The organism is Micromonospora sp. SCSIO 07396 (assembly GCF_053667945.1).
Map to the genome: position 1 here is coordinate 5,139,173 of NZ_CM132210.1, position 22,004 is coordinate 5,161,176.

Below are 22,004 nucleotides of genomic sequence, written 5' to 3' on the forward strand. Positions count from 1 at the left end.
CGTCATCCGAAAGGATGTTAGTCCCCGGCAGGTGGCAGCACCGCTCGGGGTGCTCTGGCACCATGTCCGGTCACCCGGCGCACCTACAGCGGGCCGACCAGGAGCCGGTAGTGCTCGCCGAAGATCCGCCCGCCCCGCCCGCGCAGCAACGGGTCGCGCAGCGCCGGCGGCACGTCCCGGGTGCGGTTGCGGTCGCGGGTCCGGTCCCGCACCCACCGGGTACGCGGACGACGGCGGCTCTCGTACGCGACCAGGGCCGCCTCGACGCTGCCGGCGGCGCGCAGCGACTCGGCGAGGACCACGGCGTCCTCCAGCGCCATCGCGATCCCCTGGGACAGGGTGGGTGCGGTGGCGTGCGCGGCGTCGCCGACCAGCAGCACCCGGCCCCGGTGCCAGCGGCCCAGCTCGACCTCGTCGGTGAGCCCGACCTGCACGTCGCGCCAAGCCGCCAGCACCGCCGGGACCGGCCCGCCGTAGCCGCCGAAGAGTTCGTGCAGCCGGCCGACCGGGTCGGCCGGGGCGACGGTGCCGGCCTCGTCGGCGTAGCAGTAGAGCCGGCCGGCACCGAGCGGCACCACGAGGAAGCCGGCCCGCTGGCCGAGCAGCGCCGTCCAGTCGGCCACGTCGGGGCCGTCGCGCACCACGCCGCGGTAGACCACCTGCCCGGCGGGGCGGGGCGGACCGCCGAGCGCGGCCAGGGAGCGGACCGCCGAGCGGGGGCCGTCGGCACCGATCACCAGGTCGTACTCGCCGCCGGTGCCGTCGGTGAAGGTGACCGCCACACCGGCGGGCAGCAGTTCCACGGTGCTCACCTCGGCCCCGTGCCGCACGGCACCCCCGGCACCGCTGAGCAGCACCTGGTAGAGGTCGCGGCGGGGCAGCGCCCGGCACTCCCCCACCTCGGCCCAGAGCGTGTCGAGGTCCACCTCGCAGAGCGGGTCGCCGGCGGCGTCGAGGAAGCGTTGCCGGTGGATCACCTGCCCGAGCGGGCGGACCGGGCCGTCGAGGTCGAGCCGGCGCAGCGCTCGGGCGGCGTTGCCGGGCAGGTAGAGGCCGGTGTCGGACAGTTCGTTCGGGGGGAGCTTCTCGGTGACGTCCGGCCGGAAGCCGGCCAACCGCAGGGCCCGCGCGACGGCCAGGCCGGCGATGCCCGCGCCGACGACGAGGATGCGCAGGGGGGAGCCACGCATGGTGGTGTACGCCTCCGGAGGGGATCAGTACGCGGTGAAGGCAAGACACTACTCCGCGCGATCGGCGCACACCAGAGTCGATGTTCCCCCTTCCGGCACCCTCCGGACTGGACAGAAAGTTGTTCAGCCAGCTGAACGAGGTTCGATCGAAGAATACCCATCGGCCGGATGTCGTCCGTCTCACTACAGTGACGACGTGACGACGGACGAGTCATACCGCTCGGTCAAGTCGGCGGGTCGGGCGCTGGACGTGCTGGAGGCGCTCGCCACTCCGGACGGCCCCCGCTCGCCGGTGGAGCTGAGCCGGGCGCTGGGCATCCCCAAGAGCAGCCTGCACGCCATCCTGCGGACCCTGCTGGACCGCGAGTGGGTGGCCGCCGACCCGACCGGCACCCGGTTCTCGGTGGGGTTGCGGGCGCTGGAGGTCGGCGCGACGTTCCTGGCCGGCGCGGACGTCGCCGCCCTGCACGAGGTGACCCTGGACCGGCTGGCGGAGTGTTCCGGCGAGACGGTGCAGCTCTACCGGCTCGACCGGGGCGCGGTGGTGCTGCTGGCCCGGCGGGACTCGGCGCACATCGTCCGGCCGGTCTGCGCGGTGGGTCGCCGGTTGCCCGCGCACGCCACCGCGGCCGGCAAGGCGTTGCTCGCCGCCCGCTCCGACGAGGAGGTCGACAGGTTGCTGCAGTGGCCGTTGCCGGCGGTCACCGGGCGGACGGTGACCACGCCGGAGGCGCTGCGTGCCGAGCTGGCCGCGGTGCGGCGGCGGGGCTGGGCCGAGGAGTGGGAGGAGTGCAGCCCAGGGCTGGCCGCGGTGGCGGTGGCCATACCACTGCGGGAGCCGGCGGTGGACGCGATCTCGGTGGCCGCGCCGGTGGACCGGCTGGGGCCGGAGGCGCGGGCCCGGCTGGCCGCGGTGTTGCGGGAGACGGTGGCGCAGGCCCGGATGGCACGCACCCTGCTCGCACCCAACCTGTAGGACGCGGTTCAGGTACGTGGACGAGATCGGCGGTTAACTTAACCGGTTCAGTTGCATCACAGTTTCAAGTATGTAAATGTGTTCGGGACCGTGGGAGCGCTCCCGGTCACGTCCGAGACACTCCGGCGCCCCCGCGCCGCAGCCAAGGAGCATCATGAAGCGTCCATTGCGGGCCCTCGCCGCCGCCGGCCTCCTGGCCGTCGGCACGATCGTGGCCGTCGCCACCGGCGGCACCGCCTCCGCCGACACCCAGATCTGTGAGCAGTTCGGCTCCACCGTCATCGGCGGCCGGTACGTGGTGCAGAACAACCGCTGGGGCACCGCCGCCCAACAGTGCATCAACGTCACCGGCAGCGGCTTCAGCATCACCAGCCAGCAGGGTTCCGCGCCGACCAACGGCGCGCCGGTGTCGTACCCGTCGATCTTCGTCGGCTGCCACTACACCAACTGCTCGCCGGGCACCAACCTGCCGGCCCAGGTGAAGTCGATCAGCAGCGCGCCGGGCAGCATCTCCTTCAACTACGTCGGTGGCGCGATCTACGACGCCGCCTACGACATCTGGCTCGACCCGTCGCCCAAGCGGGACGGGGTCAACGCCATGGAGATCATGATCTGGTTCAACCGGCAGGGCAGCATCCAGCCGATCGGCTCGCCGGTGGGCAACACGAACATCGCGGGCCGCAGCTGGGAGGTGTGGCGCGGCAACAACGGCGGCAACAACGTCATCTCCTACGTCGCGCCGTCGGCGATCCAGAGCATGAGCTTCAACGTGCTCGACTTCATCGCCGACACCCGCAACCGGGGGGCGATCACCAACGACTGGTACCTGACCAGCATCCAGGCCGGTTTCGAGCCCTGGCAGGGCGGCGCCGGGCTGGCCGTCACCAACTTCTCCCAGACCGTCAACACCGGCGGCAACCCGCCGCCCACCACCGCCCCGCCGACCACGCCCCCGCCCACCGGCGGCGGCTGCGCGGTGAAGTACACGTCCAACTCGTGGAACAACGGGTTCACCGCCGACGTGACCATCACCAACCGGGGCGCAAGCGCCATCAACGGCTGGACGCTGACCTACAGCCTGCCCAGCGGGCAGCAGGTCACCAGCTCGTGGAACGCCACCGTCACCCAGAGCGGGTCCACGGTGACCGCCCGCAACGCCGCGCACAACGGCAGCATCTCCCCCGGTGGCACCGCCAGCTTCGGCTACCAGGGCTCGCTGAGCGGGACGTACTCCGCGCCGACCAGCTTCTCGCTCAACGGCGTCACCTGCGCCCGCGCCTGAGACCCCACACCACCCACCACCACGCGGGGGCGTGACCTGCCGGTCACGCCCCCGCACCCTGTCCGGGCTCAGCCGCCCAGGGCGTCGATGTCGCGCATCTCCTCGGCGGTCAGCGAGAAGTTCCAGATGTCGGCGTTGGCGCGGATGCGTTCCGGGGTCACCGACTTGGGGATCACCACGATCTCGTGGTCGACGTGCCAGCGCAGCACCACCTGCGCCGGGGAGACGTCGTGCGCGGCGGCGATCCGGGTCAGCACCGGGTCGCTCAGGTCGCTGGCCTTGAACGGGCTGTAGCCCTCCAGCACGATCCCCCGGTCCCGGTGCTCGGTGTGCCGCTGCCGGTCGTACAGCGACGGGCTCCACCGGATCTGGTTGACCGCCGGGTTCTCCTCGGTCGCCTGGATCAGCTCGTCGAGCTGGGCGGTGCCGTAGTTGCTCACCCCCACCGCCCGGGTGAGGTCCGCGTCCCGGGCGGCCAGCAGTTCCCGCCAGACCGGGATGCTGTCCGCCGGCGACGACGGCGGCCAGTGGATCAGCCAGAGGTCGACGTGGTCGGTGCCCAGCGCCCGCAGGCTCGCCTCGATCGTCTCCCGTTCCCGGCCGACCCGGTCCGGCGGCAGCTTGGTGGTGATGAAGACGTCCTCGCGGCGCAGCCCGCTCTCCCGCACCGCCCGACCCACCTCCTCCTCGTTGCCGTACATGGTGGCGGTGTCGAGGTGCCGGTAGCCGGCGTCCAGCGCGGCCAGCACGGCGTCGTAGCCGGCCCGGCCGGTCGCCTGCCAGGTGCCGAAGCCGAGCAACGGCATGCGTACGTCGCCGGGAAGCAGGACGGTGGGTTGGTCGAGGTCCATACCGACCGTTCTACCCGTGATCGGCGCGGGCATGCCGGGCGAGCGGCGAACCCGGGCCGATTGCCGGAGAATGCCGGTGTGCCGAGCACCGACCGGGCCGACGGCGAGGAGCATCGTGTACCTGACCCACCTGGAGTGTCCGCGCTGCGGCCGGGAGCACGACGCCCACCGGCTCACCAATCTGTGCGACTGCGGGTCACCGCTGCTGGCCCGCTACGACCTGGCCGCGGTGGCCGCCGCCGTGACACCCGAGCGGTTCGGGCTGCGCCCGGCCGACCTGTGGCGCTACCGGGAGCTGCTGCCGGTGGCCGACGAGCGGCACGTCACCACGTTGGGTGAGGGCTGGACGCCGCTGTGGCGCGCGCCGGCGTACGGCCACGAGATCGGCGTGGCCGACCTGATCGTCAAGGACGAGGGGCTCACCCCGACCGGGTCGTTCAAGGCCCGGGGTGCCGCCGTCGGCGTGAGCCGGGCCCGCGAGCTGGGCGTACGACGGTTCGCCATGCCCACCAACGGCAACGCCGGAGCGGCCTGGGCGACGTACGCGGCGCGGGCCGGGATGGCGGCGACCATCGTGATGCCGCTGGACGCCCCGACCATCTGCCGCCGCGAGTGCGTCGCCGCCGGTGCCGACCTGCGCCTGGTGGACGGGTTGATCAGCGACGCCGGACGCCTGGTGGCCGAGCTGGTCGCCGACGCCGACGGGGCGGTCTTCGACGCCGGGACGCTGCGCGAGCCCTACCGGCTGGAGGGCAAGAAGACGATGGGGTACGAGATCGTCGAGCAGCTCGGCTGGCAGGTGCCCGACGTGATCATCTATCCCACCGGTGGCGGGGTGGGCCTGATCGGCATCCACAAGGCCCTGCACGAGCTGCGGGAACTCGGCTGGGTGAGCGACCGGCTGCCCCGGCTGGTGGCGGTGCAGTCGACCGGCTGCGCGCCGATCGTGCGGGCGTTCGCCGCCGGTGAGGAGCGGGCCCGCCCCTGGGCCGACGCGCACACCGTGGCGTTCGGGATCACCGTGCCGGCCCCGCTGGGCGACGAGCTGATCCTGACCGCGCTGAGGGAGAGCGGCGGGACGGCGGTCGCCGTCGACGACGCGGAGATCCTCACCGACCTGCGGGAGTTCGCCACCCGGGAGGGGTTGCTGCTCTGCCCGGAGGGGGCGGCCTGCCTCACCGCCGCCCGGCACCTGCGGGCCGGCGGCTGGATCCGCCCCGACGAGCGGGTGGTGGTGCTGAACACGGGGTCGGGGCTGAAGTACCCGGAGACGGTGGACGTCTCCGCCGTACCCGTGGGCTGACCGCCGTGCCGGCGTCCCCCGGTGGGCGGGACGCCGGCACGGCGGCTGCGGGTCAGGACGTCGGCGGTTCGTCCTCGCCGGCCGCCTCGGCCGCGTCGGCCTCCTCCTTGGTGTGGTGCACCACCTGGTCGGCGTGCTCCGGCGGGCCGTAGACCGTGTAGAGGACCAGCGGGTTCGGCCCGGTGTTGACGAAGTTGTGCTTCGTCCCGGCCGGCACCACCACCAGGTCGCCCTGGGCGACGTCCCGGGTCTCCCCGCCGACCCGGGCCTCCCCGGTGCCGCTGACGAAGGTCAGGATCTGGTCGATCCCGTCGTGCACCTCCTCGCCGATCTCCCCGCCCGGCGGAATGGTCATGATCACCAACTGGGTCTTCTCCCCGGTCCACAGCACCCGGCGGAAGTCCGGGCTCTTCTCGGCGACCGTCGCGATCGTGAAATGCTCCATGTTCCGGTCATACCCGCAACGGCAACGGATCACGCCGTGTCGTGCAGATGAGGCAATTCCCGGCCCCGGGCAGGTTTGCGCGCCGACGGATCGGGCATCGAGCACCCCAGACCGGCGCGGGCACCGCACCGGTCGCACCAGGTCCCCGCTGGCGTACCGCCGAATGGCTGCGGTGGTGGGAGACGGTCGGAGCGCGGCGACGGACGGCCGGTGTGCCGTACGGCGCCGTGCGCCCGTCTCCGCCTTCCTCAGGCCAGGACCGCGAGGTGGAACGGACGGTCCGAGACACTGCCGTCGGTGGCGAACGTCCTGACGAACACCCCGTTCGGGATTCCCGTCCGACCGACCACGCTGATCCCGCCGGGCGGCGCGAGCCCGGCGCTGCCGGCCAGCCCGATCGTGCCCACGTAGCCGCCGGTGCTCACGTCCTGGTCGAAGACCACCTGGTACATGCCGGGGGCGAGCCGGGTGGCCGACGCCGCGCCGAGCCCGCGGGCCAGGGTGCCGTTGGCGTGCACCACGGCGTAGAGCATCCGGGCCGAGGCGGGCAGCCCCACCCGCCGGTCGCCGGCCAGTTGGGCATCGGCCAGGGCCAGGTCGGTGCGGCAGGGGACGGGCTGGTTGACCGGGCGACGCCGGGAACCGGTGCTGGACATCGTGGTGCTCCTGCCTGCCGGCCACCTGCTCGGGCCGGGAGCGTTGGGGGGATGGTGACCCGCGCCGACCGAGCGGATCCGTACCTCGAAAATATGTCGGTTACACCTTTTGCGACCACTCACCCAACTGTCCGTTACCTGACACGCAACCACTATGAGCTGCGAAAACACCCCCGGCACGAGCCGTCGCCCGCCGACGGCGGCGGCAGCGCCGGCCCGTCGACCGGGCGGACACCGGGACCGGCCGGCCCTGCCCGGTCGACGGTCGGGGCCGCCGCCCGGGGCTAGCCTGCTGGGGTGGCCCGCCTGCTGCTCGTCGAGGACGACCTGACCATCCGCACCCCGCTGGTCCGGGCGCTGCGCGACCGGGGGCACGCGGTGGCCGCCGCGTCGACCGCGATGGAAGGGCTGCGGCTCACCCTCGACGACCGGCCCGACCTGGTCGTGCTCGACCTCGGCCTGCCCGACCTCGACGGCGGTGAGCTGCTGCGGATGCTGCGCGCGGTCAGCGCCGTGCCGGTCATCGTGGCCACCGCCCGCGACGACGAGCGGGAGATCGTCCGGCTGCTCGACGCCGGGGCCGACGACTACCTGGTCAAGCCGTTCACCGCCGCCCAGCTCGACGCCCGGGTCCGGGCGGTGCTGCGCCGGGGCGGGGCCGAGCGGCCCGACGGCGAGCCCGTGCTGGTCGTCGGCGGGCTGCGGATCGACCCGCGCGCCCGTCAGGTAACCCTGGACGGCACGCCGGTCGAGCTGACCCCGCGCGAGTTCGACCTGCTGCACCATCTCGCCGGCCGCCCCGGCACGGTGGTGACCAAGCGGGAACTGCTCACCGAGGTCTGGCAGATCCCCTACGGCGGGGCGGACAAGACCGTCGACGTGCACCTGTCCTGGCTGCGCCGCAAGCTCGGAGAGAGCGCCCAGCAGCCCCGCTACCTGCACACCGTACGCGGGGTCGGGGTACGGCTCGCCGCGCCCGGGACGTAGCGCCCGGCTCACGGTGCCCGGGATCGTGGTGCCCCGGGGCCGGTCGACCGGCCCGCCGCCACGGGCGGACCGGTCACCGGTGGTTCACCGCACGGCGCAGGTCGCCACCGTCGGGGGCTGGTTGTCGCCGGTGACGACCATGCCCCAACTGGTGGTCGCGCCGGGGCTCAGGCTCCCGTTGTAGGGGGCGTTCGTCGCGGTGACCTGCCGGCCGGACTGGCTGACCGTGGCACTCCACGACGAGGCGATCTGCTGGGTTCCGGCGAAGGTCAGCGCGGTGGCCCAGCCGGTGATGGCGCTGACGCCGAGGTTGCGCACGGTGACCTCCGCCTGGAAGCCACCCGACCACGAGCCGGTCACCCGGTAGGCGGCCGAGCAACCGGTCACCGGGGCCGGGGTGCCGGTGGGGGTGGGGGTCGCGGTGGGGGTGACCGGCGGCGTCGCGGTGGGGGTGACCGTGGGGGTGCCGGTCGGGGTCGGGGTCGGCCCGTCGGAGGTGGTGTAGTCGACCCGGGTGTACGCCGCCGAGCACGTCCCGCCGCAGGAGGCGGGCAGGGCGAACCGGTAGACCCGACCGTTGTTGATCAGCGTGCCGGCCGCGTCGCGGACCCGGATCTGGAAGTCGGTGCCCCCGGCAGCGGTCGCCCCGATCACGTACGACTGTCCCATGTCGCTGTTCATCGTGGCGGCCGTCCACACCCCGCCGGCCAGGTACTCCACCCCGTGGATGCCGTTGGCCAGGTGCGAGACGGCGATCGCCGGCCAGTACCGCTGGGCGCCCTTCATGAAGCCGATCCGGATGTCGCCGGAGTAGTCCGGGGCGGGCACGAACGACCAGGAGACGTGCCGGTTGTTCCAGTGGGTGGGGTTCATGTCCCCCACCGGCGTGCCGTTGCGCACGAAGCGGTTGAGCGAGGCGGTGGAGAGGTCCAGGTGGTAGGGGTCGTCGCGGCACCAGGCGTTGCCGTCGCCGCAACTGTCCGCCACCACCATGGTCAGGGTCGCCCCGCTGTACGCGTCGGCGGTCCACGAGCCGTTTCGGCAGAACGGCTGGCCGGGCACGCCGTCGTTGACGCCGGTGCAGTAGTCGCCGACGGTGACCCGGACGAACCGGCCACAGTTGAGGCCGTTGTTCCACAGCCCGATCTTCGCCGCCTGGCTGGCCGGGATCGGCCGCATCGGATACGACGAGTAGTCGCCGGGCAGGTCGTAGGCGTTGAGCGCGACGAAGTCCGGCGCGTCCAGCTCCGCCTGGGGCAGGCCGCAGCCGCCGTACGGTGCGCCGAGGGCGTCGAAGTGGGTGGCGTTGCCGGTGACCGGGGTGGTCGGCTCGGGTACCGCGAGCGCCCCGGCGGGCAGCGGCAGGACCAGCAGCAGTACGGCGGCGGCGGTCAGCGCCGCGAGCAGACCGGCACGGTGACGCGAGGAGGTCATGAGGGGGTACGCCTTCCGGGCAGCAAAAAGCGGGGACATGGGTCTTCGGATGCCCTTCCACGCCCGGCGTACCGCCCACCCATGCCACCACCGGCGCCGACCACTGTCAATGTCCAAGGTGGACGGGACCGGGGTCGTGACCGTCGACGGGACCGGATGGTCGGTGACGCGACCGTCGTAACCCCTGTGGTGGGGGCGTCCGGCCCGGTAGATTGAGGTATGGTGCCCGCCCCCGGGGGTCGGGTGGCGGAGCCGGTCTACCGCCCCATCCTCACCAGCAGACGCGGTGAGCTGGAGGCGCTGGGTCATCTGGACAGCGCCCACGCTCCCCTGGTCGTCCCGGTCCTCGACGTGTCCCCGGCCGACACCGGCCTGCCCGAGATGCTGCGCCGGCTACCCGCCGGGCTGGTGCCGGCCGTCGACGTGTGCGCGCTACCCGACGGGCCGGGCGGCGAGCTGGCCCGGTGGGGCGTACCGGTGCAGCCGGTGGTCGGGCTGGCCTGCGGTGACCGGCGGCTGGCCGCGCACGGCGCGGCGTGCCGGGCGTACGCCCGGGGGGTGGTGGTCCGGCTGCGGCCCGGCCGGGACCGCACCGGCCCGGACGCCACGACGGCGGCGGTGGAGCGGGTGTGGCGGCGCACCGGACTGGTCCCGGAGCAGTGTGACCTGCTGGTCGACGCCGGTGACGTCTGCTGCCTGGCGGACCTGCGCGTCGCCGAGCCCCGGGTACGCCGGGTGGTGGACTGGGCCCGCCGGCACGCCTGGCGCACGGTGACCGTGGCGGCCGGCGGGATGCCGCCGTCGCTGTCCCGGCTGCCCACCGACGAGCCGGTCCGGGTCGACCGCTGGGACTGGCTGTTCTGGCGTCGGCTGGCCGACCTGGGCGTCGGCTACGGCGACTACGGGGTGTCGCCCGCGCCACCGGGCGGGGTGGAGTCAGGCGGGGTGGAGCCGGGCGACCGGCTGCCCACGGTGCGGTACACCACCGAGGACGGCTGGTGGATCTACCGCTGGTCGCGGCGGGGCGGCCGGGGCGACGATCGGTTCGCCGACCTGTGCCGCACGCTGGTCACCTCCGGGCACTGGCCGCCCGCCGGGGCGGGCTTCTCCTGGGGCGACCACGAACTGCTGCGCCGGGCCCGCCGGGTCACCGGCGCGGGCTCACCGGCGAACTGGACGGCGTGGAGCACGTCGCACCACCTGGCGCACGTGCTGGCGGCGCTGACCGGCCCGGCCGACGGGCGGCGTCGCAGCCCGCCGACGCCCACCGACGACCGCACCGGGTTCACCCGCCCACACCGGGGCGGTGAGCACCGGCGGGGCCGGTGACCGGGTCACTCCTGCTCGGTGAACCCGAACTGCACCACGCCCTCGTCGTCGACGGAGGCGTCCACCGAGCTGTCGTTGAGCAGTTCGGCGGCCTCGGCGTCGAGGAAGATGCGCGCCCCTTCGGTGTCGACCACCTGGTCGCCCTGCGCCGGCACCGGCACCAGTTCGATGGTGAGCGCGCCGGCCTCGGTGTCGGCGGCGATCCGCAGCCCACCGTCCTGGGCGACGTCCTGCTGGGCCGCGAGGTCACGGATCACGAGCACGGCGTTGTCGGTCATGGTGAGCATGATGGGACTCCTCGGGAGTTGTCGGGCGGAACGTGGCGCGGCGACAACTGCGCGCCCCCTGCGGCGGCCGGTGCCCGCCGGACGGTTCCGGGGGCGTCGCCGCGCGGCCCTCTCCCCCACCGTGCCCCCTGGCCAGGGGTTCGTCAAATAGAGCAGGGTCTGTCGGAGATCCCCGTTTCTGCTCCCGGCGACCCGGCGGCTTTCTACGCTGAGCGCATGGACGCTGCCCGACGGTACGCCGCCGAGTTGATCGGCACCCTGCTGCTGGTCTTCGTGGGGGTGGGCACCGCCGTGTTCGCCCAACTCCAGGGCGGCGTGGTGGTCGTGGCGTTGGCCTTCGGGTTCGTCCTGGTGGGGCTGGTGTACGCGATCGGACCGCTCTCCGGCGCGCACCTCAATCCCGCGGTGACGTTGGGGGTGCTGCTCTCCGGCAAGATCTCCGCGGTCGGCGCGGTGGCGTACTGGCTGGCGCAGTTCGTGGGGGCCACGGTGGCCGGCTTCGCCATCTGGGGGCTGGTCCGCTGGGGCGGCGTGGCGGACCAGACCGGCGTGTTGGGCACCAACGGTTACGGGGTGCACATCAACCAGGGCGGTACGGCGGTGCTGGAGGTCATCCTGACGTTCCTGTTCGTGCTGGTGGTGCTGGTGGTGACGAGCCGGGTCGAGCACGCCGGTTTCGCCGGGCTGGCGATCGGCCTGGCGCTGGTGGCGGTGCTGCTGGTGGGGATCACCCTGGACGGCACCTCGATCAACCCGGCCCGGTCGTTCGGCCCGGCCGTGTTCGAGGGGGGCGCGGCGCTGCGCCAGCTGTGGGTGTTCATCGTCTTCCCGCTGCTCGGCGGGGCGCTGGCCGCACTGGCCGCGCCGCTGCTGGTGAAGCCGAGCCGGCACTTCCGCGCCGAACCCGACGCACCCGACCCGGCCGCGCCGGATCCCACCTGACCCACCGACGGACCGCCCACCCGGGGCCGCCAGCCCTGGAAGAAAACCTCCGGCACCGGGGCTTGCCCGACGGAAACCTTCGTGGCAGCGTCGTCGCATGCATCGTCGTCTCTTCCCCCGGACGCTCGCGCTGGTGGCGCTGGTCGCCACCGTGGCCGCCGCCGGTGCGCTGCCGGCGACCGCCGAGTCCCCCGCCCCGGCGGCCACCCGGCTGCACGCCACCATCGACGCCGTCCTGGCCGATCCCCTGCTCGCCGGCGCACAGGCCGGCGTGGTCGTGGTGGACACCGCCACCGGCCGGACCCTCTACGACCGCGACGGCGACCGCCGCCTGGTGCCCGCCTCCAGCACCAAGCTGTTGACCTCGACGGCGGCCCTGGCGCTGCTCGGCCCCGGCCACCGGTTCGGCACCGACGTGCTCACCGACGGCCGCCGCCGGGCCGGCCTGGTCTCCGGCAACCTCTACCTGCGCGGCGGCGGCGACCCGACGATGCTGGCCGCCGACTACGACGCGCTGGCCGCCCAGGTCGCTGACAGCGGGGTACGGGTGGTGACCGGCAACCTGGTCGCCGACGACACCCGCTACGACGCCACCCGGCTCGGCCCGGAGTGGGCCTGGGACGACGAGTCGTACTACTACGCGGCGCAGGTCTCCGCATTGAGCCTCGCCCCGGACACCGACTACGACGCGGGCACGGTGATCGTGCGGGCCGCCCCGGCGGACAGGGCCGGTGCGCCGCCGGTGGTCACCATGACCCCACCCAACGGCTACCTGCGGATCGACAACCGGGCCGAGACGGTGGCCGAGGGCGGGACGACGTTGTCGTTCGAGCGGACGCACGGCGGCAACACCATCGTGGTCACCGGCCGGATCGCGGCCGGTGCGGCAGCGGTCAGCGACTGGATGACCGTCTGGGAGCCCACCGGTTACGCCGCCGCCGTCTTCCGGGACGCGCTGCGCCGCCACGGGGTGCGGGTGCTCGGGCGGACGGTGCCCGGCCGGGCCACCCCGACGGACGCCGTCCCGGTGGCCCGGCACGACTCGATGCCTCTCGCCGAGTTGCTGGTGCCCTTCCTCAAACTGTCCAACAACGGGCACGCCGAGGTGTTGACCAAGGAGATCGGCCGGGTCATCTCCGGGTCGGGCGGCTGGCCGGCCGGGCTCGCCGCGATCAGCGAGTACGTCGCCGACACCGGAGTGGACACCGGCGTGCTGCGTCAGCTCGACGGCTCGGGGCTGTCCCGGCGCAACCTGATCCCGGCCGGCGAGTTCGTCGCGCTGCTCGCCGCCGTCCGTCGGGAACCCTGGTTCGACACCTGGTACGCGGCCCTGCCGATCGCCGGCAACCCGGACCGCCTCGTCGGCGGCACCCTGCGCAGCCGGATGCGCGGCACCCCGGCGGCGGACAACGTGCACGCCAAGACCGGCAGTCTGACCGGGGTGTCCGGCCTCTCCGGTTACGTCACCGACGGCGACGGCCGGCTGCTCGCCTTCTCGGTGGTGCTCAACAACTTCCTGACCTCGTCGGTGAAGGGGCTGGAGGACCAGATCGCGATCGCGCTGGCCGGCTACCGCGAGGGGGACGGCGGGTCGGCGCGGGCCACCCCGCCGGTGGCCCCGGAGGTGCCCCGGGTGCCCGAGGGCCGGGAGTGTTCCTGGGTCAAGCCGATCGTCTGCTGAGCCCGTCGCCCGGTCAGCGCCGGTGCAGCACCACCACCGGTATCTCCCGGTCGGTCTTGCTCTGGTATTCGTCGTAGGCGGGCCAGATGGCGGTCATCGTCGGCCACATCCGGGCCCGTTCGGCCGGCTCGGCGGTGCGCGCCCGCACGCCGAACGTCTCGGAGCCCACCTGCACCTGCGCGTCGGGGTCGGCGAGCAGGTTGAGATACCAGGAGGGGTGCTGGGGCGCGCCGCCCTGGGAGGCGACGACCAGGTGGTCGTCGCCGTCCCGGCCGTAGATCAGGGCGGTGCGGCGCAGTTTGCCGCTGCGCCGGCCTCTGGTGGTCAACAGCAGGGTGAACACGCCCGGCTGCCATTCGTGCCCCTCCGCCCCGCCGGTGGCGACGTACCGGCGGATGTGGTCGGCGACCCAGCCCTCGGGGCTGTCCAGCACCTGCTCGTCGGTCGGCATCGGCGTCTCCGGGTTGCTCGTGGGCATCGACCCGGACACGTTATCCCGACATAAACCCCAGAAACGGGCGAACAGCTCAACGCACCGCCGCCGCCTGCAGGTTCACGTTGCCGCAGCTGCTGCGGAAGGTTTCCTCGACGGTCCAGCTGATCGACAGCCGCTCACCCCTCGGCACCCGGAACTTGATCACGAACTGGGCGGTGTGCGTGGTGTGCGGGTCCTCCAGCCGCAGCGTGCGGGTCGCCCCGCCGGTGGACAGCCGCACGTCCAACCGCCCCTGGGCCATCCAGACCCCGGCGAACAGGTGCACCGTACGCGGTTCGCCGTCGCCGGCCACGGACAGCGTGAACCCGTTGCCCGTCCCGCAGACGAACACGCCGACACCGGTGGCGGAGACGGCCGGCACCGGGGTTCCGTCGCGCCACCCGAACAGCTCGGGATTGGTGTCGTACCGGTCGCGTGCGCCCCGGCCGCCCTCGTCCCGGATCTCACCGGTGCCACCGCCCTTGCGGACCACGGTCTCCGGCCGATTGAGCCCCCAGTGCACCCAGTCCCGGGTGCCCAGCGCGGTCAGGTCCACCTCGGCGGGCACGTCGGCCCGGGAGACGCTCAGCGTCGGCACGGCCGGCGACGGGGCCGCCACCGGGGTGGCTGTCGGCGTCGGCGGTTCACTCGGCGGCGGGGTACGTTCCCGGGGCTGCAGGCCGGGGGTGGCGATCCCGGCCTCGGCCGACTCGCCCACCCCCGCCGCACCTGTCGGATAGCCGGCCGGGGTCGGCGCGCCGGCCGGCAGCACCAGGTCGGGCTCCGCCGGGTCCGAATCCGGGCCCAGATAGGTCACCAGCACCGCGAGGCAGGCCAGGGCCGTCACCGAACCGATCGCCCAACGGCGGCGTTGCCGACGACGGGCCTCCCGCCGCTGCGCGCTGCGCGTCGTCGGGCCCGGCCCGATCCGCCAGGTCTCTTGGTCGTTCACGTGTGTCCCACTCCCCGGCCCGACGCCCGGGACCGCTCGGGGAGGGGGTGCGGTCGCGGCGTGAGCGTTCTCACGTTTTCATTTCAAGGCCGGGATGCGCCATATGCCAGCGGGAGGGCGTTTCCAGTTTGTTACCAAGTGATCCCGATGGAAAGTTTCCTGCCCGGCAGAAAACCGCAGCTCAGGGCCAGAATGGCAGGGAGATCGACAACAGGCGGGACGGTCAGCGGATCTGGAAACCCAACGCCTGCGCCAGGATCAGCGCCTGCTGCGGGTCGATCACCGCGCCGGCCCGTTCGACAGCCGTCGGGTCGAGCCCGGCGAGGTCGCTGCCCCGCAGGTCGGCCCCGGTGAACCGGGTCGCGCGCAGCTGGGCGGCCGAGAGGTCCACCCGGGCCAGGGTCGCGCCGCTCAGGTCGGCCCCGGACAGGTCGGCCTCACGCATCCGCACGTCGCTGAACTGAGCGCCCCGCAGGTCGGCGTCGGGCAACCCGACGAACGACCAGTCCCCGCCCGAGACCCGCAGCGGACGCAGCGCGCACCCCTCGAACGTGCTGCCGACCAGCTTGCACCCGGTGAACTCGGCCTCGAACAGGTTGCACCGGCGGAACCCGCAGCGGACGAAGGCCGAGTCGGTGTGCCGGGAGGCGTTGAACGACACCCCGCCGAAGTCGCACCCGGTGAACGAGGCGCCCCGGCTGACCGCCTCGGTCAGGTCGACGTCGATGAAGACGCAGCGCACGAAGTGCCTGTCGGTCAGCTCCTCGGCGTACCAGTCGGTGTGGCGGAACGTCTCGTCCTCGATGGTCTGCGGCACCGCTCCACCCTAGGTGCGAGCACCGACACCACCGCCGCACCTTCCGTCCGGCGCGTACCGGCTAGTAGGTTCGGCGGGTGAGCGTGGCACCCAGCAGCGACCCGGCCCGCACCGGCTTCGACCCGGCCCGGCTGGCCCGCATCGACGAACACTTCGGCAGGTACGTCGACGACGGCCGGCTGGCCGGCTGGCAGGTCGTGGTCACCCGCCGCGGTGAGGTCGCGCACTCCTCGGTGTACGGGCTGCGCGACGTGGAGGCGGGCACCCCGGTCGAGCCGGACACCATCTGGCGGATCTACTCGATGACCAAGCCGATCACCTCGGTCGCGGCGATGATGCTGTGGGAGGAGGGTCGGTTCGAGCTGACCGACCCGATCAGCCGCTGGCTGCCGGAGTTCGCCGACGTCCGGGTCTTCGACAAGGGTTCGGCGCTCAAGCCGTACACGGTGCCGGCGGTCGAGCCGATCCGGGTGTGGCACCTGCTCACCCACACCGCCGGGCTGACCTACGGGTTCGCGCAGACCTCGGTGGTCGACGCGCTCTACCGGGCCGCCGGCTACGACCTCGGCGTGCCGCCGGGGCTGGACCTGGCCGGGGCCAGCGCCGGGATGGCGAAGCTGCCGCTGCTGTTCCAGCCCGGCACCGGGTGGAACTACGGGGTCTCCACCGACGTGCTGGGCCGGCTGATCGAGGTGGTCTCCGGGCAGAGCCTGGCCGACCTCCTCACCGAACGGGTCCTCACCCCGCTGGGCATGACCGACACCCGGTTCTGGGTCGACCCGGCCGACGCCAAACGGCTCGCCGCGCTGTACACGCCGCACCCGGGCACCGGCCAGGCGGTCCGCGCCGACCAGCTCGGCGTCGCCGCGCTGACCCGCCCGCAGTGCTTCTCCGGCGGGAGCGGGCTGGTCTCCACCGCCGCCGACTACCACCGGTTCACCCAACTGCTGCTACGCGGCGGCGAGCTGGACGGCGTACGCCTGCTCGGGCCCCGGACGGTGCGCTACATGACCCGCAACCACCTGCCCGGCGGCGGCGACCTGGCGTCGCTTCAGCCGGAGGGGTTCGCCGAGACGGTGCTGGACGGCATCGGCTTCGGGCTCGGCTTCGCCGTGGTGCAGGATCCGGTGCCGGCCAAGGTGCCGAGCAGCGTCGGCGAGTACTACTGGGGCGGGCTGGCCAGCACCGCGTTCTGGGTCGACCCGGCCGAGGAGATCACCGCCCTGCTGTTCACCCAGCTGATGCCGTCGAGCACCTACCCGTTGCGTTCCCAGCTCCGCCAGCTCGTCTACGCCGCCCTGGTCGGCTGAGCCGGCGGGCCGCCACCGGGTGACGGCTGACGACGCCGGCCGGCACGACGACGGCCGGCGTCGTACCGGAAGGTCAGTCCGCGAGGCGGGGCGGGAAGCCGCCGGTGGCGATCGGGCCCCAGCCCTCGACGGTGATCCGGATCAGCGACTTGCCCTGCGCCACCATGGCCGCCCGGTACTCGTCCCAGTCCGGGTGCTCGCCGGCGATGCTGCGGAAGTACTCCACCAGCGGGTCCAGCGCCTCGGGCAGGTCGAGCACCTCGGCCATGCCGTCGACCTGCACCCACGGGCCGTCCCAGTCGTCGGAGAGCACGCAGGCGGAGACCCGGGGGTCACGACGGATGTTGGCGACCTTGGCCCGTTCCGGGTAGGTGGAGATCACCAGGCGTCCGGCGGCGTCCACGCCGCAGGCGACCGGGGAGGACTGTGGCCGGCCGTCGGCGCGGGTGGTCATCAGCAGGACCCGGTGCCGGGGCCGGACGAAGTCGAGCAGGGCGTCCCGGTCGACCCGGGTGTTGGTTGCGACGCTGCGTGCCATCCCCCGGTTCTACCAGGCCCGACGGGCGTCAGCCGGACCGGCCGCCGACCCGGCCCGGTTGGGCGGGGACCCGGGGTCGGGCGGCGGGCCGCCAGGCACGGCCGTTGGCGTAGATCACCCGGAAGCCGAGGTACGCCGCGAGCGGCGCCCAGTGCGCCGAACCCATCCGCAGCTCGGCGGCGTTGTGCCGCTGGCCGTTGGCGAGCACGTCGAGCAGCACGGTCTCGAAGGCGGCCGACTCGACCCAGTCGACCTCGCGGGTGAAGCCGCAGATCAGGGCCGCGCCGGTGACGTCGAGGAAGTCCCGCAGGGTGGCGTCGGAGGCGCGCAGCACCGAGCAGCTGCCGAAGTAGAGCCGCCGGCCCTCGCCCCGGCCGGCCATCCGCTCGGCGACGTCGGCCAGCTCGACGGAGTCCCAGTCGGTGAGGCAGAGCCGGCTGGGTTCACCGTGCATGGCGAAGAAGCCGACCCGGTGGTCGGCGTACTGCTTGAGCAGCCACCGGTCGAGGAAGTAGAACAGCTCGTCACGGGTGGCGGCGTCCTTGTGGATGTAGCGGATGCGGCCGAGCCGTTCGAGCAGTTCGAGGGTGGGCAGCACGGATCCGCGCTCGTTGAGGTCGCGGTGCCACTGCCCCTCGACACAGAAGACCCCGCCCCGCGCCACCGGCCCACCTCCCCGTCCCCGCCGGGACGACGTTACCGGGTCAGGGTCACGGACCCACACCGCCATCGGTGCCCGGCTGATCCGTTTCGGGGCAGTTCACCGGTGTCGGAATTCCCGTCCCTCCCGTCACCGGCTGACCCCACCTGCCCGAATTACCATTCATCGCCATTCACAGGCAATACCCAGCTATCGCCGACTACGAGGATGATTCCCCTTTATTGCCGCGTATCGGCCAGGTAGCTGTCAGGGTGGAAGTTGCAGGACGTCCCGCGCGATGACCTGTTCACCACCCCATTCACTTCCAATCGGGAGGACTTCTGTGCGCCAGAACACTGTGCGGCGGGCACTCGTCGCGTTCGCCCTGGCTCTGCCGGGAGCCGCGATCGCCACGGTGGCCGCCGCGCCAGCGGCCCACGCCGACGGCTGCTACACCTGGAAACGCGACCTCTACCAGGGGCGCTCCGGCGACGACGTCCGCCAGTTGCAGATCCGGGTGGCCGGATGGGCGGCCCGAGGGGGAATTGTCCGGATCGACGGCGACTTCGGACCCGAGACCGCCGCCGCGGTCAAGCGCTTCCAGAGCGCGTACGGGCTGCGCAGCGACGGCATCGCCGGCAAGCAGACCTTCAGCAAGCTCTACCAGTTGCAGGACAACGACTGCACGCCGGCCCACTTCAGCTACCGGGAGCTGGACGACGGCTGCGGCAAGGGCGGCTGGAGCGGCGGTCCGCTCTCCGCCACCGACACCAAGGCCAACGCGGTGCGCACCATGTGGAAGCTGGAGGCGCTGCGGCGCGACCTGGGCGACAAGCCGCTCTACGTCACCAGCGGGTTCCGCGACAAGACCTGCAACAAGCAGGTCGGCGGGGCCTCGAACAGCCAGCACCTCTACGGCAACGCCGCCGACGTGACCTCGCAGAACAGGTCGCTGTGCGAGGTCGCCCGGGCCTCCCGCGACCACGGGTTCAGCGGCATCTACGGCCCCGGCTCCGCCGGGCACGACGACCACGTCCACGTGGACTCCCGGCGGGAGAACAACCGGGACAACCTGACGAACGGCACCAGTTGGGCCGCTCCGGACTGCGGCGTCGGCAACTGACCGACGCGACGGCCGACGCCGGCCCGGCCCCACGGGATCACCAGGGCCGGGCCGGCGTCGGGGCTCAGCTCGCCCGGGGCCAGCGTGGCGCGGCGGCGGGGGGCGTCACCGGCCGGCCGGGAACGCCGGGGCGCACGCCCGGCCGCATCCCCGCCGCGGCGGGCCGCGCCCCGGGCACGACCGGCCGACCGACCTGGCCGCGGGCCGGGTAGCCGGCCGCCGGGGCGGTCCGCGCCGGGGCCGCGCCGGGCCGGGGCGTGGTGTAGGTGAACGGGAAGGGCACGTGCACGAACGGGTTGCCGTGCCGGATCAACGCGTCGATCTGACGCTCGTTCAACCCGTGGTTCTCCAGCACCCGCCGCCCCCAACGGTGCAGCCGGCACGGGTACGACGCGCCGTCGTTGCGGCACAGCGGCCCGTTGGGCCATTCCTCGGCGGCGTGCACCACGACCGCCCGCACCGCGAGCCGGACGTCCTCGGGTGTCAACGAGGCGGGCACCGGCACCTCGCCCAGAACCTGATCGATGGGGTCCGTCGACTGCTCACCAACTCGCACGGCAGGCCTCCCGCAACTCGGCAGCGGCTGCGGCTGAATCGCCACAACGCATCCTCGCGCAGTGGTACGGGCGGTGACCGGCGGCGGTTCAATCCCCCCAGGCGGTGAGCAGATCCTCCGGCGTCACCACCCGCACCCCGTCCACCACCGCGCCGGCCCGGGTCACCGCCAACAGCGGCACCCGTTCGTCAGCACCGGGCAGCCGGGACCGGTGCAGGGTGAGCCGTCCCAGGTCGTGCCCGTCGAAGGGCCGCTTCTCCAGCCACTTCACCGAGCCGACGACGGTGATCCGTCGGGCGACCGGTCCCCGGTCCGCCCCGACCAGGTCGATCTCCGGATCGTTGGTCCGGGTCCAGTAGCCGCCCACCACGCCGGTGCCCTCCGGCAGGTGGCCGGCGGGCAGCCGACGCAACGACTCCCGTATCACCGGCTCGATCGCCCGCCCCCGCCAGGACGTCCAGGAGGTACGCAGCCGGGCCAGGGTGAGATCGCCCCGCCCGCGCTCGATCTCGGGCAGGTACGGACCGAGAAAGGTCAGCCAGAAACGCAGGTACGGGTCGGCCACGGTGTAACGGGTTTCCCGCGAGGGGCGGGTGGACAGCGGGGTGGTCACCTCGACGATGCGCTTGTCGACCAGCAGTCGCAGCGCACGGCTGAGCGAAGCCTGGGGCAGGTCACCGGCGGCCCGTGCGATCAGTGAGAACGTCCGCTCCCCGGAGCCGATCGCCCGCAGCACCAGTCCGGCCTGCGACTGGGTGGGGAACTCGGCCGCCAGCGCCCGTTCCGCACTGACCAGCAGGGCAGAGGTCGGATCGGTCACCGCGTCGGCGAGGTAGTCGGCGAGGCCGGCCCCGCTGGGCCACTCGTCGAGGATCAGCGGCAGGCCGCCGGAGACGAGATAGGCGTCGAAGGCGTCAGCCGGTGCCGCCCCGAGCATCTCCCGGACGTCGGCGGGACTCAGCGGCGGCATCACCAACTCCGTCGCCCGCTGGTGGAACGGCCGGCCGTAATCGTTCAACGCCTCCATCATGGCCAGGTCGGAGCCGATGCCGATCACCAGCACCGGTAACCGGGACAGCTCCCGGTCGAACACCTTCTGCAGGGTGCCCTCCAGCCCGGGGTCCGTGGCGATCAAGTAGGGCAGCTCGTCGAGCACCACCACGGCCGGCCGGTCCGTCGGCAGGGCGGCGACCAGCAGGGTGAGCGCGGCGTCCCAGGTGCCCGGACGCTGAGCGGCGAAGAGGTGCGCGCCGGGCAGGCTGGACCCGACCACCGCCTCGACGAACAGCGCAAGATCGGCAGCCACGGTGGGCTGGGCGGACGCGGTGAAGAACACGTGTGGCACCCCGGCCCGGTCGACGAACTCCTCGACCAGGCGGGACTTGCCGACCCGACGCCGCCCCCGCATCAGCAGTGCCCGCCCGGGGCGGCCCGCCCGCCCTCCCCGGATGACCTTGGCCAGCATGCCGTCGAGCAGGGCGAGTTCCCGGTCCCGGCCCACGAAGCCGCGCATACCCTGCTCCCACGCACTCACAGTTGATACTACCAAAAATGAGGGTATCAAGGCTGAGTGCTACAGATCCTCAGACCAGGCCGGCGTCGTGGACCAGCAGCGCCACCTGCACCCGGTTGTTCAGCTCCAGCTTGGTCAGCAACCGGGACACGTACGCCTTCACCGTCGCCACGCTCATGAACAGCTCCGCCGAGATCTCCGCGTTGGTCCGGCCGTGACCGAGCGCCACCGCGACCTCGTGTTCCCGCTCGGTGAGCCCGGCCAGCAGTCGCAGCGCCCGGTCCCGACGCCGGTCCGGACCCGGCGTGGGCCCCACGGTCAGGTGGCTGATCAACTGCCTGGTCACCGTCGGCGACAGGGTGGCCTCACCGGCGGCCACCCGCAGCACCGCCCGGACGATCTCGGCGGGCGGGGTGTCCTTGAGCAGGAAACCGCCGGCCCCGGCCCGCAACGCCCGCAGCACCTGCTCGTCGGCGTCGAAGGTGGTCAGCACCAGCACCTCCGGCGGGTCCGGCGACGCCCGCAGCGTCTCGGTGGCGGCCAGCCCGTCGACCCGGGGCATCCGGATGTCCATCAGCACCACGTCCGGCGTGCACCTGGCGACGGCGGCAGGCACCTCGTCGCCGTCGGCGGCCTCGCCCACCACCCGGACGTCCGGCACGCCGCCGAGGATCATCGACAGCCCGGCGCGGACCAGCGGGTCGTCGTCGACGATCA

23 protein-coding genes are annotated in these 22,004 nt (G+C 73.1%); 9 read left to right on the plus strand and 14 right to left on the minus strand.

The window, feature by feature from the left end:
• Window positions 1-83: 83 nt before the first annotated feature.
• Entirely contained in the window at window positions 84-1,190 is a 1,107-nt protein-coding gene (locus tag ACWCHM_RS22040) for an FAD-dependent monooxygenase (protein WP_454219649.1), read from the minus strand.
• A 196-nt stretch (window positions 1,191-1,386) separates the two neighbouring features.
• On the opposite strand from ACWCHM_RS22040, the gene ACWCHM_RS22045 reads away from it, so the two are divergent.
• Both ACWCHM_RS22045 and ACWCHM_RS22050 read left to right on the plus strand, forming a co-directional pair.
• Entirely contained in the window at window positions 1,387-2,166 is a 780-nt protein-coding gene (locus tag ACWCHM_RS22045; protein WP_204956636.1) for an IclR family transcriptional regulator, read from the plus strand.
• Between the two features lie 154 nt (window positions 2,167-2,320).
• On the plus strand, window positions 2,321-3,448 hold the full coding sequence (locus ACWCHM_RS22050) for a GH12 family glycosyl hydrolase domain-containing protein (protein ID WP_281900171.1): 1,128 nt from the start codon (window positions 2,321-2,323) through the stop codon (window positions 3,446-3,448).
• Between the two features lie 68 nt (window positions 3,449-3,516).
• Here the strand turns inward: ACWCHM_RS22050 and ACWCHM_RS22055 are convergent, their stop codons facing one another.
• Complete coding sequence (locus ACWCHM_RS22055) at window positions 3,517-4,299, minus strand: aldo/keto reductase (RefSeq protein ID WP_454219650.1); 783 nt, start codon at window positions 4,297-4,299, stop codon at window positions 3,517-3,519.
• 115 nt (window positions 4,300-4,414) lie between these two features.
• Between ACWCHM_RS22055 and ACWCHM_RS22060 the strand changes: the two genes are divergently transcribed.
• Window positions 4,415-5,602, plus strand: coding sequence for a threonine synthase (locus tag ACWCHM_RS22060; protein WP_421489230.1), 1,188 nt, complete (start codon window positions 4,415-4,417; stop codon window positions 5,600-5,602).
• Between the two features lie 52 nt (window positions 5,603-5,654).
• On the opposite strand, the gene ACWCHM_RS22065 is transcribed toward ACWCHM_RS22060, so the two are convergent.
• Window positions 5,655-6,047 carry a cupin domain-containing protein gene (locus ACWCHM_RS22065; protein WP_204956633.1) on the minus strand — a complete coding sequence of 131 codons (393 nt, stop codon included), beginning with the start codon at window positions 6,045-6,047 and terminating at the stop codon, window positions 5,655-5,657.
• Window positions 6,048-6,295: 248 nt separating this feature from the next.
• Window positions 6,296-6,703 carry a hypothetical protein gene (locus ACWCHM_RS22070; RefSeq protein WP_281900178.1) on the minus strand — a complete coding sequence of 136 codons (408 nt, stop codon included), beginning with the start codon at window positions 6,701-6,703 and terminating at the stop codon, window positions 6,296-6,298.
• A gap of 297 nt (window positions 6,704-7,000) precedes the next feature.
• Between ACWCHM_RS22070 and ACWCHM_RS22075 the strand changes: the two genes are divergently transcribed.
• Window positions 7,001-7,690, plus strand: a complete 690-nt coding sequence (locus ACWCHM_RS22075; RefSeq protein WP_204956631.1) for a response regulator transcription factor — start codon at window positions 7,001-7,003, stop codon at window positions 7,688-7,690.
• An 84-nt stretch (window positions 7,691-7,774) separates the two neighbouring features.
• Here ACWCHM_RS22075 and ACWCHM_RS22080 read toward each other — a convergent pair whose 3' ends face one another.
• Entirely contained in the window at window positions 7,775-9,124 is a 1,350-nt protein-coding gene (locus ACWCHM_RS22080) for a cellulose binding domain-containing protein (RefSeq protein WP_454219652.1), read from the minus strand.
• Window positions 9,125-9,343: 219 nt separating this feature from the next.
• Here ACWCHM_RS22080 and ACWCHM_RS22085 point away from each other — a divergent pair, with 219 nt between their 5' ends.
• The gene (locus ACWCHM_RS22085) at window positions 9,344-10,453 is read left to right on the plus strand and encodes a beta family protein (RefSeq protein ID WP_454219653.1); all 1,110 of its coding nucleotides are present in this window, start codon (window positions 9,344-9,346) and stop codon (window positions 10,451-10,453) included.
• A 5-nt stretch (window positions 10,454-10,458) separates the two neighbouring features.
• Here ACWCHM_RS22085 and ACWCHM_RS22090 read toward each other — a convergent pair whose 3' ends face one another.
• The gene (locus tag ACWCHM_RS22090; RefSeq protein ID WP_088641796.1) at window positions 10,459-10,740 is read right to left on the minus strand and encodes an adhesin; all 282 of its coding nucleotides are present in this window, start codon (window positions 10,738-10,740) and stop codon (window positions 10,459-10,461) included.
• Between the two features lie 216 nt (window positions 10,741-10,956).
• On the opposite strand from ACWCHM_RS22090, the gene ACWCHM_RS22095 reads away from it, so the two are divergent.
• Entirely contained in the window at window positions 10,957-11,682 is a 726-nt protein-coding gene (locus tag ACWCHM_RS22095) for an MIP/aquaporin family protein (RefSeq protein ID WP_204956628.1), read from the plus strand.
• Window positions 11,683-11,779: 97 nt separating this feature from the next.
• On the plus strand, window positions 11,780-13,363 hold the full coding sequence (gene dacB / locus ACWCHM_RS22100) for a D-alanyl-D-alanine carboxypeptidase/D-alanyl-D-alanine endopeptidase (protein WP_204956627.1): 1,584 nt from the start codon (window positions 11,780-11,782) through the stop codon (window positions 13,361-13,363).
• Between the two features lie 13 nt (window positions 13,364-13,376).
• On the opposite strand, the gene ACWCHM_RS22105 is transcribed toward dacB, so the two are convergent.
• From ACWCHM_RS22105 to ACWCHM_RS22115, 3 genes are all read right to left on the minus strand, one after another.
• Window positions 13,377-13,814 carry a nitroreductase family deazaflavin-dependent oxidoreductase gene (locus tag ACWCHM_RS22105; RefSeq protein WP_454223139.1) on the minus strand — a complete coding sequence of 146 codons (438 nt, stop codon included), beginning with the start codon at window positions 13,812-13,814 and terminating at the stop codon, window positions 13,377-13,379.
• 76 nt (window positions 13,815-13,890) lie between these two features.
• The gene (locus tag ACWCHM_RS22110; RefSeq protein WP_454219655.1) at window positions 13,891-14,790 is read right to left on the minus strand and encodes a hypothetical protein; all 900 of its coding nucleotides are present in this window, start codon (window positions 14,788-14,790) and stop codon (window positions 13,891-13,893) included.
• Window positions 14,791-15,013: 223 nt separating this feature from the next.
• A complete protein-coding gene (locus ACWCHM_RS22115; protein WP_454219657.1) occupies window positions 15,014-15,607 on the minus strand; it encodes a pentapeptide repeat-containing protein in 594 nt (197 codons plus the stop codon).
• 77 nt (window positions 15,608-15,684) lie between these two features.
• Between ACWCHM_RS22115 and ACWCHM_RS22120 the strand changes: the two genes are divergently transcribed.
• Entirely contained in the window at window positions 15,685-16,917 is a 1,233-nt protein-coding gene (locus tag ACWCHM_RS22120) for a serine hydrolase domain-containing protein (RefSeq protein ID WP_454219658.1), read from the plus strand.
• A gap of 73 nt (window positions 16,918-16,990) precedes the next feature.
• On the opposite strand, the gene ACWCHM_RS22125 is transcribed toward ACWCHM_RS22120, so the two are convergent.
• A complete protein-coding gene (locus tag ACWCHM_RS22125; RefSeq protein ID WP_204956624.1) occupies window positions 16,991-17,455 on the minus strand; it encodes a PPOX class F420-dependent oxidoreductase in 465 nt (154 codons plus the stop codon).
• Between the two features lie 28 nt (window positions 17,456-17,483).
• Window positions 17,484-18,119, minus strand: a complete 636-nt coding sequence (locus ACWCHM_RS22130) for a DUF6642 family protein (RefSeq protein WP_204956623.1) — start codon at window positions 18,117-18,119, stop codon at window positions 17,484-17,486.
• 319 nt (window positions 18,120-18,438) lie between these two features.
• Here ACWCHM_RS22130 and ACWCHM_RS22135 point away from each other — a divergent pair, with 319 nt between their 5' ends.
• Complete coding sequence (locus tag ACWCHM_RS22135) at window positions 18,439-19,218, plus strand: D-Ala-D-Ala carboxypeptidase family metallohydrolase (protein WP_281900192.1); 780 nt, start codon at window positions 18,439-18,441, stop codon at window positions 19,216-19,218.
• A gap of 64 nt (window positions 19,219-19,282) precedes the next feature.
• On the opposite strand, the gene ACWCHM_RS22140 is transcribed toward ACWCHM_RS22135, so the two are convergent.
• The 3 genes from ACWCHM_RS22140 to ACWCHM_RS22150 form a co-directional block, all read right to left on the minus strand.
• Window positions 19,283-19,774: a hypothetical protein gene (locus tag ACWCHM_RS22140; RefSeq protein WP_204956621.1), complete on the minus strand. Its 492-nt coding sequence runs from the start codon at window positions 19,772-19,774 to the stop codon at window positions 19,283-19,285.
• An 88-nt stretch (window positions 19,775-19,862) separates the two neighbouring features.
• A complete protein-coding gene (locus tag ACWCHM_RS22145; RefSeq protein ID WP_454219659.1) occupies window positions 19,863-21,287 on the minus strand; it encodes an ATP-binding protein in 1,425 nt (474 codons plus the stop codon).
• A 70-nt stretch (window positions 21,288-21,357) separates the two neighbouring features.
• Window positions 21,358-21,963, minus strand: coding sequence for a response regulator transcription factor (locus ACWCHM_RS22150; RefSeq protein ID WP_204957278.1), 606 nt, complete (start codon window positions 21,961-21,963; stop codon window positions 21,358-21,360).
• Between the last annotated feature and the right edge of the window lie 41 nt (window positions 21,964-22,004).